The sequence below is a fragment of the Crocosphaera watsonii WH 8501 genome (assembly GCF_000167195.1).
Classification (GTDB): domain Bacteria; phylum Cyanobacteriota; class Cyanobacteriia; order Cyanobacteriales; family Microcystaceae; genus Crocosphaera; species Crocosphaera watsonii.
In genome coordinates this window covers 1-14,904 of the sequence record NZ_AADV02000002.1, presented here as the reverse complement: position 1 = coordinate 14,904, position 14,904 = coordinate 1, and the positions used below count along the sequence as shown (strand labels likewise).

The 14,904-nt window shown below is 39.0% G+C and carries 12 protein-coding genes and 5 pseudogenes; 6 read left to right on the top strand and 11 right to left on the bottom strand.

All coding sequences use genetic code 11. The features are described from left to right. Positions 1–31: 31 nt before the first annotated feature. A pseudogene (locus CWATDRAFT_RS39305) lies at positions 32–579 on the top strand (RNA-guided endonuclease InsQ/TnpB family protein); the annotation flags it as partial. A gap of 108 nt (positions 580–687) precedes the next feature. On the opposite strand, the gene CWATDRAFT_RS03585 reads toward CWATDRAFT_RS39305, so the two are convergent. The 3 genes and pseudogenes from CWATDRAFT_RS03585 to ltrA form a co-directional block, all read right to left on the bottom strand. Further along, on the bottom strand, positions 688–1,428 hold the full coding sequence (locus CWATDRAFT_RS03585) for a phycoerythrobilin:ferredoxin oxidoreductase (RefSeq protein WP_007303709.1): 741 nt from the start codon (positions 1,426–1,428) through the stop codon (positions 688–690). Positions 1,429–1,548: 120 nt separating this feature from the next. After that, positions 1,549–2,033: pseudogene (locus tag CWATDRAFT_RS41615) on the bottom strand (HNH endonuclease); the annotation flags it as partial. A gap of 83 nt (positions 2,034–2,116) precedes the next feature. Continuing rightward, positions 2,117–3,901, bottom strand: a complete 1,785-nt coding sequence (gene ltrA, locus CWATDRAFT_RS03580) for a group II intron reverse transcriptase/maturase (RefSeq protein WP_007303707.1) — start codon at positions 3,899–3,901, stop codon at positions 2,117–2,119. 570 nt (positions 3,902–4,471) lie between these two features. Between ltrA and CWATDRAFT_RS03575 the strand changes: the two genes are divergently transcribed. After that, a complete protein-coding gene (locus tag CWATDRAFT_RS03575; protein ID WP_007303706.1) occupies positions 4,472–4,756 on the top strand; it encodes a hypothetical protein in 285 nt (94 codons plus the stop codon). Positions 4,757–4,783: 27 nt separating this feature from the next. Here CWATDRAFT_RS03575 and glgX read toward each other — a convergent pair whose 3' ends face one another. The 4 genes from glgX to CWATDRAFT_RS03560 all read right to left on the bottom strand — a co-directional run bounded on the left by glgX (position 4,784) and on the right by CWATDRAFT_RS03560 (position 8,739). Continuing rightward, the gene (glgX, locus tag CWATDRAFT_RS03570; protein ID WP_007303705.1) at positions 4,784–6,901 is read right to left on the bottom strand and encodes a glycogen debranching protein GlgX; all 2,118 of its coding nucleotides are present in this window, start codon (positions 6,899–6,901) and stop codon (positions 4,784–4,786) included. 292 nt (positions 6,902–7,193) lie between these two features. Further along, positions 7,194–7,340 carry a hypothetical protein gene (locus CWATDRAFT_RS36950; protein ID WP_021836417.1) on the bottom strand — a complete coding sequence of 49 codons (147 nt, stop codon included), beginning with the start codon at positions 7,338–7,340 and terminating at the stop codon, positions 7,194–7,196. 111 nt (positions 7,341–7,451) lie between these two features. Then, positions 7,452–8,093: a transposase gene (locus CWATDRAFT_RS03565; protein ID WP_007303704.1), complete on the bottom strand. Its 642-nt coding sequence runs from the start codon at positions 8,091–8,093 to the stop codon at positions 7,452–7,454. A 64-nt stretch (positions 8,094–8,157) separates the two neighbouring features. Next, positions 8,158–8,739 (bottom strand): helix-turn-helix domain-containing protein, encoded by a 582-nt coding sequence (locus CWATDRAFT_RS03560; RefSeq protein ID WP_007303150.1) that lies wholly within the window; start codon positions 8,737–8,739, stop codon positions 8,158–8,160. A 566-nt stretch (positions 8,740–9,305) separates the two neighbouring features. On the opposite strand from CWATDRAFT_RS03560, the gene gltX reads away from it, so the two are divergent. The 3 genes from gltX to CWATDRAFT_RS03540 all read left to right on the top strand — a co-directional run bounded on the left by gltX (position 9,306) and on the right by CWATDRAFT_RS03540 (position 11,785). After that, positions 9,306–10,757: a glutamate--tRNA ligase gene (gene gltX, locus CWATDRAFT_RS03550; protein ID WP_007303702.1), complete on the top strand. Its 1,452-nt coding sequence runs from the start codon at positions 9,306–9,308 to the stop codon at positions 10,755–10,757. A 307-nt stretch (positions 10,758–11,064) separates the two neighbouring features. Continuing rightward, positions 11,065–11,277 (top strand): hypothetical protein, encoded by a 213-nt coding sequence (locus CWATDRAFT_RS03545; RefSeq protein WP_007309239.1) that lies wholly within the window; start codon positions 11,065–11,067, stop codon positions 11,275–11,277. Between the two features lie 196 nt (positions 11,278–11,473). Continuing rightward, positions 11,474–11,785 (top strand): type IV pilin protein, encoded by a 312-nt coding sequence (locus tag CWATDRAFT_RS03540; RefSeq protein WP_071892142.1) that lies wholly within the window; start codon positions 11,474–11,476, stop codon positions 11,783–11,785. 224 nt (positions 11,786–12,009) lie between these two features. Here the strand turns inward: CWATDRAFT_RS03540 and CWATDRAFT_RS03530 are convergent. The 4 genes and pseudogenes from CWATDRAFT_RS03530 to CWATDRAFT_RS32795 form a co-directional block, all read right to left on the bottom strand. Continuing rightward, a pseudogene (locus CWATDRAFT_RS03530) lies at positions 12,010–12,572 on the bottom strand (transposase). 48 nt (positions 12,573–12,620) lie between these two features. Beyond that, a pseudogene (locus tag CWATDRAFT_RS03525) lies at positions 12,621–13,262 on the bottom strand (transposase). A 121-nt stretch (positions 13,263–13,383) separates the two neighbouring features. Further along, the gene (locus tag CWATDRAFT_RS03520) at positions 13,384–13,908 is read right to left on the bottom strand and encodes a helix-turn-helix domain-containing protein (protein ID WP_007303698.1); all 525 of its coding nucleotides are present in this window, start codon (positions 13,906–13,908) and stop codon (positions 13,384–13,386) included. A 47-nt stretch (positions 13,909–13,955) separates the two neighbouring features. Further along, positions 13,956–14,165 (bottom strand): annotated as a pseudogene (locus CWATDRAFT_RS32795) (transposase); the annotation flags it as partial. A 135-nt stretch (positions 14,166–14,300) separates the two neighbouring features. Between CWATDRAFT_RS32795 and CWATDRAFT_RS03515 the strand changes: the two are divergent. Next, positions 14,301–14,904, top strand: a 604-nt coding sequence (locus CWATDRAFT_RS03515; RefSeq protein WP_042711160.1) for a transposase, incomplete at its 3' end; no start/stop codon positions are given.

Below are 14,904 nucleotides of genomic sequence, written 5' to 3'. Positions count from 1 at the left end.
TAAATAGGGTTTGCTGAATAAAAGCAAAACCCTAAGTAGGCAACGTGAAGAACACGCAAAAAGACTTGCCCGTTGCGTAATCCAATTCTTAGATTTGGTCGCCTATGAAGATTTGAGAATTAAAAACTTAGTGCGGAATGCACCGCCGCTTTCCACTGCCGACCCTGCTGGATTTCAAATCCAGCAGGGTCGGCAGCGCATTCCACGCCTTGAATTCAATTCAAGGTGGGTCGGCGGTGAAAAAACATTGTTTAGCCAAGTCTATTAATGATGCTGGTTGGTATCAATGCTCGAAAATGGTTAGAATATTTTGGAAAAAAAATGGGCAGAGTAACTGTTGCAGTTAATCCTGCTTATACAAGCCAAATTTGTTCTAATTGTGGGGCTGTCGTTAAAAAATCCTTATCTACAAGGACTCATGTTTGTGCTTGTGGATGTCGATTAGATAGAGACGAAAACGCAGCCATTAATATTCTTAATCGAGCCTTGGGTACTGTAGGGCATACAGGAACCTGGATCTTAGATCCGAACACTTCAGGAGACTTGTCCTCTACTTTTGTTGGAGCAATCCTGCATTAGCAAGACGAGTCGTTGATTGAAGAATCCTCGTACCTTTAGGTCGAGGAGTGTCAATTAACCATTCAACCATTTCGGTTCAGGAGGCAGAAACGGCTTCTCAACGAGGCACTAAACCGTTACCATTTGGCGTTCCAAATCAAACAGGAATCCATGAATATACTCCTCTGTCCATGCTTGTCCATAGAGACGAGTAAACATTCCTCGTGCCGGATCTTTGTCCGCACGGTAGGCGATGTAACGCCTTTGTGCTTGGAGGATATCTTCGAGTCTTTGACTATCAGTAATCGGTTTGGCTTGCTCCACGAAATTCAAATAAGCTTGGAGATAGTCCTTAAAAGCTGAGAAAACTCGTGTAATTACCGCTTCTGTTTCTTGGGGACGAGTCCATAAAAAAGCTGGAGAAAAGAAAGGTTTGGCTTCTTCTGGAAAATCTCCCCCCCAGGGTAAATGCTGTTGGTGGCTTTTGAAAAGGGGCAAGATAGGCTCTGTATATTGCTGCTGGTAAGCTTTATCGTGGAATAGTGGCTGCATATCCAAAGCAATGAGGTGTCCCCCAGGCAACGTGACTAAATCTGCGCCAAAAAAGGGCAAATCATAAGTTAACTGTGGGAAGATGACAAAATTAAGAACTTGTAGGGAACTACCCCCTTGAACATGAGCGGCTCGAATTTGTCTTAGTTTGGGAGATTTAAAAGCATAGCTGCTAGTGACAACCCTTTGCTGCCTTTTCCCCTTCCCTGTCATCTCTTCTTTTCTCTCAAACCCTTCAGGAATGGGATAGGGTTGCAAGGAAAGTTGGTCTTGCATTAGAGAAATAGCATAGTCTAAGAACGGTTGATAGAGGGTCATAGGATTAGAAAATCAATCTTTTTTTTTTGGTGAGCGATTAGGGGTCGAAAAGGTAATCGCTTACCTCTCCTCCCATTCCGAACCGTGCGTGAGACTTTCACCTCACACGGCTCTCGGCAATTAGTCCCTTGTCATGGGTACTGTTAGTACATCGTCCTTCCATTCATAGCCATTATAAGTGCCAATCATAGAGATAGTCATTTTTGCTTTTAACATCATGACAATGACGATGTAGAGCTTGAAGATTGTTGTAGGTATCCTTTCCACCTTTCGATTTTGGGATAATGTGGTCAACTTCTATCAAGTCTTCGGGTGTAAAGTGTTGCTTACATTGAGGGCATATACCTTTTTGTTTCTTTAAGAGTTTTGCGACCCTAGTTGGTGTCCCAGTATATGTACCCCGTATGTATGCTCCAGTACGTCCAGTTTCCGTCTAATGGTGATGCTTCAGGCTTGACCAGTTGATGTCTCTTAATTTCCGTTTCGGCGTGATTATAGAGGACATTACCTTTTGTTTGAAATGTCCATAGTCCGTATTTTCCGTATGAGAAATATTTTCTTAGAGCTTTAGTCAATGGTGTCTTTTTCTTTGTCCTGCTGACTGATTAGGGGTCGAAGTGGTAGTCACCTACCACGACTCCCATTCCGAACCGTGCGTGAGACTTTCACCTCACACGGCTCTCGGCAATTAGTCCCTTGTCGTGGGTACTGTTAAAACGTCGTCTTTCCATTCATAGCCATTATCTAACCAATCATAGAGATAGTCATTTTTGCTTTTAGCATCATGACAGTGACGATGTAGAGCTTGTAGATTGTCGTACCTGTCCTTTCCACCTTTCGATTTTGGGATTATGTGGTCAACTTCTATCAAGTCATCGGGTGTAAAGTGTTGCTTGCAGATAGGGCAGATACCTTTTTGTTTCTTTAAGAGTTTTGACACTCTCATTGGTGTTCCAGTGTATATTCCCCGTCTTTTGCTCCAGTATGTCCAGTTTCCGTCATATGGTGAGACTTCGGCCCTAACCAATTGATGTCTTTTTATTTCCGTTTCGGCGTGGTAGTAAAGGACCATTCCATTTGTTTGAAATGTCCATTTTCCGCGTCTTCCGTATGAGAAATATTTTCTGAGGGCTTCAATCAGTGGGGTCCTATTCTTTTTCCTGCTGACTGTCCAGGCTCTCAGCATATTCCATAATATGTGGTCTTCGGTGTCGAACGTTTCCTTACTGCATACAGTTCGGTAATAATTACACCATCCTCTTATTATGGGGTTTAATTTTGCAATTAATGCTGCTTGTGGGGCATTCTTGTTGGCATTTATGACCTTTTTGATCGCCTCATGGTGAGCTAGTATTTTCTTTTTGCTTGGTTTGATTATAGTTTTGAATCCAAGTATCTCACGATGGGGTGTTTTCCCAGAGTGGTATTTCCCTACGGGGTAGGACTTTATGTTGAATCCAAGAAAATCGAAACCAGGGTCAATGGTTTTTCCGTCGTGTTCAATACTTTTTAGAGTATGTCTGATGGAAGTCTTTTCTGGTTTTAGTTCCAGTCCGACTTGTTTCAACCATTGTGCAATTAGATTTTTACATTTTAGAATAACGTCGTAGTCCTCATGGAGAACTACGAAATCATCGGCATAACGGATGATTGCAGGTTGGTATCCTGTTTTGTAGCTACCATCTTTCCTCTTTTTATTTGCAGGAAATTGGTTTCTTATATCATTAATCAATCCGTGTAGTGCAATATTAGCCAATAAAGGGCTTATTACACCGCCTTGGGGAGTTCCTGAATCGGTTTCCTCAAATATACCCTTGTCCATAACACCGCATTTTAGCCATTGTTTAATGACTATTTTGACGTTATTAGGACAATCTAATTTGGACAGTAGGTGGTCATGGTTAATCTTATCAAAACATTTGGATATATCGGCATCTAGAGCATATTTGGCTTTTGAATTGATTACCGTGTATATCCTTTGTATAGCGTCTTGTGCGCTTCTGCCTGGACGAAAACCGTAAGATGTTCCCTCAAATTGGGCTTCCCAATATGGCTCTAAGGCTGATTTAACCAAGGCTTGCATTACTCTATCTTTCATTGTGGGAATTCCCAGACCACGTTTTTCTTCTCTTCCAGGTTTGGGAATCCAAACCCGTCTGAGTGCCTTTGCTTTGTAACCTTTTAAAGCTAGTTCTTTGGCTAACTTTAATCTTTGGTTGGGGCGTAATGCCTTTTTCCCATCAACGCCAGCAGTTTTTTTGCCTTGGTTGTCTTGGGTTACTTTGCGTATGGCTAAGAGCTTTGCGTAATGTGACTTTAACAGTAACTTCTGAAGCTTTTTAGCTTTAACTTTATTACCTGATTTAACAGCTTGAAATATTCTTTTTTGAAGCTTAAACACCTTTCTCTGGACTTTTGCCCAGTTAATTGTGTTCCACTCTGGCGTAGTCTTGGTTATACTCGCATTCGACATATTCACCTCTAATAGAGACTATTTCTTCTAATTAACCAGCAATACGTCAGCTTATCCGTACTCATTACAAGTGGGCATTAGCAACTTAATTGCTTCTCACATCCATGACCCTTGCGGTTCAGTTTGTCCCTACTTACCTACTCGACCGGTGGTAAGAGCAATCATGGACTTAATTCGTTCCGTTGATTTGGGTATATCGGTTTTAGGTTTCATCTTTCCCCCAGGTTACTTTTAGGAATCTGTGTGGATGCTCATGGAAAAACTCCACTTTTTACCTTGTTCTTTTGAACGCAGCCTATCAAACATATTTGGCTACTTGGCGGTTTTGAGGGTTCATGTCGATGATTCAACGTAATGTTTAACCATGACCGATTGACTTGGGGAGCGACTTACCATGCTGCTTCATGACGGGTTCCCCTTCTAACCCTGCTTCCATCCTGGGTTTACTAAGTCCAAAACGGAGGGTTATGTCGTCACTCTTAGGATTTTCTCCTTTGATTCCGAGTGTGGCTCCATTAGCCAACAAATCAACAGTTATTCAGATTTCAATGTTCTGAACGAGCTACACGCTTGTTTCCAAACTTTCTAGCTCAACGAATCGCACACCAAGCCTCATCATATAAGCAAGCCATTAGGATTTTAAAGGAGATAGAAAAAGAAGAATTAGCTTACAATCACGCCCAGAAACTAATCGAAGAACTAAGTGAAAATATTTACAAATTAGCTCAAGAGCAGGCGGAAAAAGGACAGTTAAATCTAGCGATTCAAAGCATTGATTTAATACCAGATAATAGTCAAATTTACTCAATTGCACAAGAAACTAAAATAAACTGGCAAAAACGTCTCAATCAATAAATGTAAGCAAATTTTTCCCTATAATAATTAATGTTTTGCTTTAGCCATTAAAACCACACAAGATCGTCCATTGGTTGTATAATTTCCCGTAGTTACTTCAACCGCAACGTCTAATTCACAAATGGTTTTATCGATGGGTAAAGAAGTATCTACAACACGATACCAATGCTCGTCATCTCCCAACCAAGGTAATTCAAATTCTAGAGGTTCCCAATAAGCATTAAGCATTACGTGAAGATACTCTTTTTTTTCAGGATGACGTAAACTAAAAGCCAAACAGTGGGAATAATCTGACCAATCTGGTTCTCCTAATTTTACCCCATGCCAACTAATATGAGGATGATTAGGATTATTATAAGCAACCTCTAACCTTTCCTCTTGATTAAATAATTCCAACCCTTGAGTAAAGTAAATTAAACGTCGAAGAAAACACCATAAATCATATTCGCTTTCCACCCCATCCCAATTAAACCAACTTAACTCATTATTCTGACAATAAACATTATTATTACCTCTTTGGGTGCGTTTTATTTCATCCCCCATTAATATCATTGGAGTTCCTTGGGATAAAAAGAGAATGGTGAAGAAATTTTTAATCTGTTGCAGTCGCAATGTATTAATTACTGAATCATTTGTTTCCCCTTCTACCCCACAATTCCAACTATTATTATGATTATCTCCATCACAATTATCCTCCCCATTTCCTTCGTTATGTTTTTCATCATAAGAAACTAAATCATTGAGGGTAAAACCATCATGACAAGTGACAAAATTAATACTACGATTAATATCAACATCTTCACGGTGATAAATATCGGGACTACCAAGAATACGACTGGCTAAACGGGGAACCATCCCGTCATCCCCTTTGACAAAACAACGCACATCATCCCGAAACGGTCCATTCCACTCAGCAAACCAGTCTGCTAACTCTACAAATCTTCCCACATCGTATAATCCGGCAGCATCCCAAGCTTCTGCAATCAATTTTGTTCCTGCTAAAACGGGGTCAGATTCGATAATCCATAAAATATCTGGAGTTGTTCCTCGCAAGTCTTCTAAGGGGGTTCCTGATGAATCTCTGGACAGAATCGAAGCCAGATCAAAACGGAATCCATCCACGTGCATTTCTGTGACCCAATAATGCAAACAGTCTAAGATAAAACGACCCACAATGGGATGATTTCCCCGAAAAGTATTACCGCAACCGGCATAATTTTTGTACTGTGAATGGTCTTCTTCTAGGATGTAATAGGTTGAGTTATCGATCCCCCGAAAATTAAGGGTTGGCCCCCGTTCGTCGCCTTCTGCGGTGTGGTTAAAGACAACATCTAAAATGACTTCTATGCCTTCTTTATGTAACGCTTTCACCATGTCCCGAAATTCATTAACGGGGCCAAGAGGACTTTGATCGGAACTATAGTAACTGTGAGGGGCAAAAAATCCGATGGTACTATATCCCCAATAATTTTGAAGTCCCGGTTTGACATCTTCTACATCAAAGTAATGAATGGGTAATAGTTCAACGGCAGTTATTCCTAAGCTTTTTAAATAAGCAATTTTTTCTGGTTCAATTAATCCAGCAAAGGTGCCTTTTTTTTCTGGGGCCACCCCAGAGTTGGGATGACGGGTAAACCCTCCCACGTGCATCTCATAGATGACACTTTTAGAATAGGGTTGGCGTAAACGAGGTTTTTGTGTCCAGTCCCCTTCCCAATCATAGGTTTCTGTGTCTACCACCACACCACGTAAGGCTTGGGCGCAGTTGTCTCCTGGTTGTTTGGCGGCTTCTCGATTGTAAATAGAAGATCCCACAATGGCTTTAGCGTAGGGGTCTAGTAATACTTTTTCAGGGTTAAAGCGATGGCCTTGACTGAGATCAAAGGGACCATGCACCCGATAAGCATAGATTTGTCCGGCTTTGAGTCCCTCTACAAAAATATGCCAATAATAATGGGTACGATTTGTTTTAGTATCTAAGGGGATAGTATGGGAGGGTTGGGGGTCATTTTGCCCTGCAAATAATAGTAATTCTATAAAAGTCGCTTCTTTGGAGAAAATACAAAAATTTACCCCATGTTTTCCATCTTTTTCTACTGTTGCGCCGATGGGATAACTTTCGCCTGGAAGGGTTTTGAGGGTCATGAGATGTGGTTAGTAACTCTTGTCTAATATTATCAAAACCTTACCTCAGATTACTTCTATCATCCCAATTTTTTACGATGTTTTTAGATTAAAGTAAATTTGAGAAAAAATGCCATAATTCAATTAATAATATCTAGTTGTCTTAATATCTGTTTGGTCACTTTTGTTGACAATTCATCGGTTTCCTGCTGGGTTAACTTAATATTAAAAGGATAACCAAAGATTAAATAAAATGTTAGTTTAATTTTTTTTGTCTTTGAATGATTAACAGGAATTAGTCCACATTGCTGTTTTACTCCATTTTTTTTACCTTAGCAAACCATTTCAAATTATGTTCTTCAATTATATCAATTAATCCCTTATCGGTTACTTTTTCTCTTTCAATTAACTTGATGGATACTGTTTTTTTAGGTTCGCCAAATCCTTTATGTTGTTTCATGATTTTTGTAGTCTAATTGTATAGCAAAAGGAATCTGTACACAATTTTGATTATTCAAATAAAAATGAGACCAAATTGACCTAGTGCAGCTTAGCAAAAATAATCCACCAGTCACTTATGATCTTTAAAGCCCTTAAATTTCCAAATGAACGGCTTAGCAAAATGTTGATTAAAGTAATCAATAAAATTGAGAATTTTTTGGGATAGTTCTTCAGTTGAACGGACAGTAATTCTTTTGAGTAAACGCCGGACTAAGATCGAAAACCAACACTCAATTTGATTAAGCCACGATGTATGTTTGGGAATATAAACAAAGCTAATTCGATGAGATTCATCTGATAAAAAATCTGCTCTGCTGTCCATAGATTGCAAAATCCCCTCCTTTCCTTTTCTCCCCAAATCAATAGTAATTCCACAGCTTTCTGCTACTAATTTGACTAAGCTTTCCGATTTATGAGTGTTGAGTTGATCTACAATAAAAATCCATTCTGCTTTTTCATCAATCTTAATCGTTCTCTGGATATGTTCAGAAAAATCTTGTTCTGTTCTTGTCGGTCCAATAGAGGGACTAACAACTTTTCCTCTTGCCACATCCCAGTTCGCAATCAAGCTTAAAGTTCCGTGTCTTTCATATTCAAATTCGATTTTTTCTACTTGTTTAGGCTTGATTCTTTTGTTCGGAAATAATCTCTCAAGAGCTTGAATCCCTGTCATTTCATCTGTACTAATTAAATGAATTCCTTGTTCTAACAAAGTTTTAGCTTCTTGATGAAGTTCACAGATATATTTGACTTGCTTTTTAAATTTTAAGGGATCATCAATTTTGGCATTTAACCAGTAACGAACGAGATGTGGTTGTAATGTCGCTTCTTTTTAAAAAACGCCCCACACTACGGGGGGAAATCTTTTCGACAATTCCTCTTTTTATGGCTTCATCCGCCAACTCTGAAGGTGTCCAATGGCTCACTGGTCTGTCTGATTTTTCACATTCTTCACAAGCGATCGCTACAATCTGGACTACTTGTTCGACCGTAAAGGATTTTGTTGTTCCAGGTCTTGGGCGATCGCTTAAAATTCCTTTGATCAAGACCATTAATGCTTTCTCCGTTACCTGTTGTTCTTCGGCGGCACTCAGTTTTTCTCTCTCCTCAAACCATCGCGATCGCCACTGACGCACTTGTACCCGGTCTAATTCTAATCTTCGACTAATCGAACTATTGCTCTCTCCTGATGCTGCGGCTAAGATTAGCTTGGCTCGTCTAACAAGGCGATAGGGGTTTGTTGTCCCTCTCACTATTTGTTGGAGTACTGTTTTCTGTAGGTTGGAGAGGTTAATTGGCAATGCTTTTATCATGGACATCAACTTCGAGATTCTTCCGTTAGTTTCATTGAAACACATTGTCGTGGCTAGTCACGAAAGTTTCTGTAAAAATCTGGTGGATTACTTTCGCCAAGCTGCACTAGTAATGTTGGGTACAGGGATGGGATTAATATTAAGCCCTTTTTCTTGTCTGTATGGTGATGTTAATAGGGGAATCGGTTTTGTCAATCGGTTCTGGATATTCGTCACTCCTGTGATCTATCCTCAACTTACAGAGGGACTCTGGGGAATTTTAGTGGCCATTAATCCTGTTACTCCCCTATTGGTAACCACAAGAGACTTAATAACCACTGGGGAGATTACTAATCTTACAGGGTTTTGGATCACTAGTGCTATAGCTTTAATTACTACTTTTGTTGGATGGATATTCTACCGCTTATCTCTGCCCTTTTTGGTTGAAAGAGCTTAGATCACTTCTCTGTCTCACGAGTAGAAGTGTGTGGGATTCTTGCTTCATCAGGTTTTTCCAGCTAATCCCCTTTATTAAAGGGGGATTGGGGGCCTGAATGTTTCAAAATGAGTTAACCTAAAATCAATTATGATGATAAGTTGGACTTAATAACATTGACTACAGGGAAAATTTTGTGACAGTTAGAGTTCGGATCGCCCCTAGTCCTACAGGGAATTTACACATAGGAACCGCCAGAACCGCCGTTTTTAACTGGTTATTTGCCCATCATAACCAAGGCCAGTTTATCCTCAGAGTGGAAGATACAGATCAAGAGCGATCGCGGCCTGAATACACAGAGAATATTAAATCAGGATTAGCCTGGTTAGGTTTAACCTGGGATGAAGGCCCCTTCTTTCAAACCCAACGCCTCGATCTCTATCGTCAAGCCATTCAAACCCTACTAGACAAAGGTTGTGCCTATCGCTGTTATTGTACTCCAGAAGAACTGGAACAGATGCGAGAGTCCCAAAAAGCTAAAAATCAAGCCCCTCGTTATGATAACCGTCATCGTCATCTCACGGAAGAACAACGTCTTGCTTTTCAAGCAGAAGGGAGAAAACCAGTCATCCGCTTTATGATCGATGACGATCGCGAAATTGTTTGGCAGGATCTCATCCGAGGTCAAGTTACCTGGAAAGGAAGTGATCTCGGCGGAGATATGGTAATCGCTCGTATTGCTGATAACCCTGAGCAACCTTTTGGACAACCTTTATATAACTTAGCCGTGGTGGTGGATGATATGGATATGAAAATCACCCAGGTTATCCGAGGAGAAGATCATATCGCTAACACAGCTAAACAAATTCTCTTATATGAGGCTTTTGGGGCAACAGTCCCAGACTTTGCCCACACTCCCTTAATTTTGAACCAGGAAGGACGAAAGTTGTCAAAACGAGGTGGGGTAACTTCCATCGATGACTTCCGTAAAATGGGCTTTTTACCCCAAGCTTTAGCTAACTATATGACCCTCTTGGGATGGACTCCCCCAGACTCCACTGAAGAAATTTTCACCTTGACGCAAGCTGCCGAGCAGTTTAACTTAGAACGGGTTAATAAGCCCGGGGCTAAGTTTGATTGGGATAAACTCGATTGGATTAATAGTCAATATTTACACAAAATGTCAGGGGAGGAATTAGTGGATCTCTTGGTTCCCTATTGGCAACAAGCGGGTTATCCTGTCGATGTAGACGGCGATCGCCCTTGGTTAGAACAAATGGCTACCTTAATAGGACCCAGTCTTACCCGTTTGAGTGACGGGGTTAAAGAAAGTGTCTTATTGTTTGGTGACAGGGTGGACTACAGTGAAGAAGCTATAGCCCAAATGCGCCAAGAAGGGGTCAAAGAGGTTTTGCAAGCTGTTTTAGAGAAGATTGCTGAATCTTCTCAGTTAACAGAAGACGAAGCCAAAGATACCCTCAAACAAGTGACAAAAAACTTCAAAGTAAAAAAAGGATTAGTGATGCGATCGCTTCGTGCTGGTTTAATGGGTGAATTACACGGACCTGATTTAATTCAATCTTGGCTTTTACTTAATCAAAAAGGGTGGGATAAAAGTCGTTTGAGTCATGGCTTAGATTTATTATAATCCCCTCAAAATCTTCTCTTACACTGTAGGGTGGGCAAAGCAGATACTCATTTAAAACGATTATCAAATCTGCAATAGTTGCCCACCTGAGAAAAGCAAAATTGATCAGGATCACGTCTATGATCAAATCTGCAATAGTTGCCCACCTGAGAAAAGCAAAATTGATCAGGATCACATCTATATTTTCCTGATATCACAATTAACCCACTCTTAAGATTGTTATCATTGAGTCATGATAATTCTTTTTGATTACAACTTTTTAGCAATTAGAAGCTGAGAAAAATGTGATAAATACAAGGAAATTGTAATGTACCATTTAAGTTATACCCATTCTCATTCTTATCTCATTACTCAAATCAAACGAGTGCTTCAACAAGGAAAGTTAACCTCAGTGGATGAAAAATATTTTCTAGATGCAATGCTGTGTAATCAACCTATTACACAAGAGGAATTAACGGGAATTACTGATATTTTTCAAGGATTGGAATCAGGAAAGATTAGGTTGATAGAGAAGGAATAATTCGGAGCATCCCATTTTTATTACGTAATATTACAGATGATAGATAAAGATAACTTTCTGGGTATCTTATGAACACATTCTATATTAAGTCTAACCCATAGGAAGAATGAAGAATAGTAAGCTTTTTGGCTTAATAATAGTCAAGTGTTGCCAAAAAAACAGATCAATTCCTTTCGGGTTTACCCTCCTAGAACTTATGATTACTGTTGTAATTATGGGTATCTTGGCGGCTTTAACCATACCCAGTTTGTTAGTCCAAGTAGCTCGTTCTAGAGAAACAGAAGCAGTTACAACACTAGCAAGCATAAATCGGAAGCAACTAGCCTATCGCTATGAATATGGAACATTTGCTTTAATCGGCGAAATTACTCCCGAGGGAATTAACGAACCCTCCAACCTTGAACTGGGTTTACAAGCGAAGTACTACATCTATCGCGATATTCCCCGTCCTCGCATCGATCACCTAAGAGTTAAATATGGTGCAGTACCCGGATTTCTCACAAATTAATTTGAAAGCCTAATCCAGAGATGAAAAATGATAATTTTTAGGACTAATAGAAATTTTGAATATAGATGAATAAAAAAATTGACTTTGATTATCCAAAAATTGAGTTTAAGAGGGAATAATTATATTAACTTTTGATTTTCTCCACGATAAATAAGACTAAATGAAAGTATCAGTCAGTCAACAACTTATGATAGATATCTTTTTTAAAAAACAACTTATTCTACTTATCCAGTATTAGGAATAGTTTTAATTCTTTTGTTAGCAATAGACAAAATATCTTGATAAGGACAAGCACTAGCTATAGCGATAATAATTCTTCTACAACTAATCTTTATTCTGGCTCCCAACTTAAGAAGATTTAGACGTATTCTTCCCACAGTTGCTTTAGCCAATGAAGTTTTTTTAAACAGTGTTGACGAAAAGCATTTATGAGAACATAAGCCCAGGAATGTATCCATAATCTTAGTTGATTACTTTGAAATGTTTGAGTTGAAGTTCTATCAGCTAACAAGTCTAATTGTTGTTCTTTAATCCGATTTTCCATCTCGCCTCTCGGACAGTATTTTTTTGTATAAAGTTTTGAGGGTGGAATTTTTGAAGCGGGCAAAGATGTCACCACATGGCGCATTTTTAAGCCATCACTTCCATAACAAACTTTTGTCACTACTCTTCTTTGACAACTCCATGACTTTTCTGTTTTATAACGAATAGAGCGATACCAAGTAGAAATTGGTACTAATTTTTTAACTTCTTCTAAATCTTCTTTTTTCTGAAATAAACTATCCATTAATTCAGTTATTGGAGCTAGTGCAGCTTAGCAAAAATAATCCACCAGTCACTTATGATCTTTAAAGCCCTTAAATTTCCAAACGAACGGCTTAGCAAAATGTTGATTAAAGTAATCAATAAAATTGAGAATTTTTTGGGATAGTTCTTCAGTTGAACGGACAGTAATTCTTTTGAGTAAACGCCTGACTAAGATCTAAAACCAACACTCAATTTGATTAAGCCACGATGTATGTTTGGGAATATAAACAAAGCGAATTCGATGAGATTCATCTGATAAAAAATCTGCTCTGCTGTCCATAGATTGCAAAATCCCCTCCTTTCCTTTTCTCCCCAAATCAATAGTAATTCCACAGCTTTCTGCTACTAATTTGACTAAGCTTTCCGATTTATGAGTGTTGAGTTTATCTACAATAAAAATCCATTCTGCTTTTTCATCAATCTTAATCGTTCTCTGGATATGTTCAGAAAAATCTTGTTCTGTTCTTGTCGGTCCAATAGAGGGACTAACAACTTTTCCTCTTGCCACATCCCAGTTCGCAATCAAGCTTAAAGTTCCGTGTCTTTCATATTCAAATTCGATTTTTTCTACTTGTTTAGGCTTGATTCTTTTGTTCGGAAATAATCTCTCAAGAGCTTGAATCCCTGTCATTTCATCTGTACTAATTAAATGAATTCCTTGTTCTAACAAAGTTTTAGCTTCTTGATGAAGTTCACAGATATATTTGACTTGCTTTTTAAATTTTAAGGGATCATCAATTTTGGCATTTAACCAGTAACGAACGAGATGTGGTTGTAATGTCGCTTCTTTTTTAAAAACGCCCCACACTACGGGGGGAAATCTTTTCGACAATTCCTCTTTTTATGGCTTCATCCGCCAACTCTGAAGGTGTCCAATGGCTCACTGGTCTGTCTGATTTTTCACATTCTTCACAAGCGATCACTACAATCTGGACTACTTGTTCGACCGTAAAGGATTTTGTTGTTCCAGGTCTTGGGCGATCGCTTAAAATTCCTTTGATCAAGACCATTAATGCTTTCTCCGTTACCTGTTGTTCTTCGGCGGCACTCAGTTTTTCTCTCTCCTCAAACCATCGCGATCGCCACTGACGCACTTGTACTAGGTCTAATTCTAATCTTCGACTAATCGAACTATTGCTCTCTCCTGATGCTGCGGCTAAGATTAGCTTGGCTCGTCTAACAAGGCGATAGGGGTTTGTTGTCCCTCTCACTATTTGTTGGAGTACTGTTTTCTGTAGGTTGGAGAGGTTAATTGGCAATGCTTTTATCATGGACATCAACTTCGAGATTCTTCCGTTAGTTTCATTGAAACACATTGTCGTGGCTAGTCACGAAAGTTTCTGTAAAAATCTGGTGGATTACTTTCGCCAAGCTGCACTAGTTTTTTTTCATATTCATGTTTGGCTTTTTCAATTACATCATCCGCTCGTAACTTAAGAACGCCATTTGTTCCCATAGCTATAACATAATCAACTAAAGGCTGATTTTCACAAAAATAGAAGATTTTTTCACGGGCATAGGCACTATCACCCCTAAGTAGGATATGAGTCTCTGACCATTTTTCTCTAATTAGGGTTTGCTGAATAAAAGCAAAACCCTATTCTTTAAAAGGTTACACCCATATTCGCGATCGCAAAAAAGATCAGCTTTGTCGGCTACAAACCGCTATAATTGGTAGAAACACCTCCCAGTTGTTGGTCAAGAACAAATGTATCGAAAAGAGGAGCAACCTTTACCGCCCCCAGAAAAATTTGAATTACCTTTCGAGGGCAAATTGTCCCCCAATAATCGTTGGGTAATCATGGCAGAGTTGATACCTTGGGATGATTTTGAGGAAGAATATGCTAAACTTTTTTCAGCAGAAAAAGGTGCGCCAGCCAAACTATTTAGAATGGCATTAGGGACATTAATTATTAAGGAAAAATTAGGAACAAGTGATAGAGAAACTATAGAACAGATTAGAGAAAATCCCTATCTACAATACTTTATAGGTTTAAATTGTTATCAACAAGAGCCACCACTGGAATCTTCAATGCTAGTTCATTTTAGGAAAAGAATTGATGGAGAATTGATAAACAAAATCAATAAAAAAATAGTAAAAAGAGAAATAGACAAGAGTGATAAAGAAGTAAAAAAAAAGGATTGTCTCCAAGAAAAAGGAGAAAAAATAAAAAATAAAGGTAAACTAATTTTAGATGCGACTTGTGCGCCAGCAGACATCAAATACCCAACGGATTTAGGCATATTAAATCAAGCCAGAATTGAGACAGAAAGAATAATAGATTATCTTTATCAACCATTAAGCGTAATAT

What these genes read in the sequence shown, in the direction of transcription:
- CWATDRAFT_RS03520 (WP_007303698.1), bottom strand. Translation starts at nt 13,908, where the DNA reads ATGTGTTTCAATGAAACTAACGGAAGAATCTCGAAGTTGATGTCCATG.
- ltrA (WP_007303707.1), bottom strand. Translation starts at nt 3,901, where the DNA reads ATGTCGAATGCGAGTATAACCAAGACTACGCCAGAGTGGAACACAATT.
- CWATDRAFT_RS03540 (WP_071892142.1), top strand. Translation starts at nt 11,474, where the DNA reads ATGATTACTGTTGTAATTATGGGTATCTTGGCGGCTTTAACCATACCC.
- CWATDRAFT_RS03560 (WP_007303150.1), bottom strand. Translation starts at nt 8,739, where the DNA reads ATGTGTTTCAATGAAACTAACGGAAGAATCTCGAAGTTGATGTCCATG.
- CWATDRAFT_RS03545 (WP_007309239.1), top strand. Translation starts at nt 11,065, where the DNA reads ATGTACCATTTAAGTTATACCCATTCTCATTCTTATCTCATTACTCAA.
- CWATDRAFT_RS03585 (WP_007303709.1), bottom strand. Translation starts at nt 1,428, where the DNA reads ATGACCCTCTATCAACCGTTCTTAGACTATGCTATTTCTCTAATGCAA.
- CWATDRAFT_RS36950 (WP_021836417.1), bottom strand. Translation starts at nt 7,340, where the DNA reads ATGAAACAACATAAAGGATTTGGCGAACCTAAAAAAACAGTATCCATC.
- glgX (WP_007303705.1), bottom strand. Translation starts at nt 6,901, where the DNA reads ATGACCCTCAAAACCCTTCCAGGCGAAAGTTATCCCATCGGCGCAACA.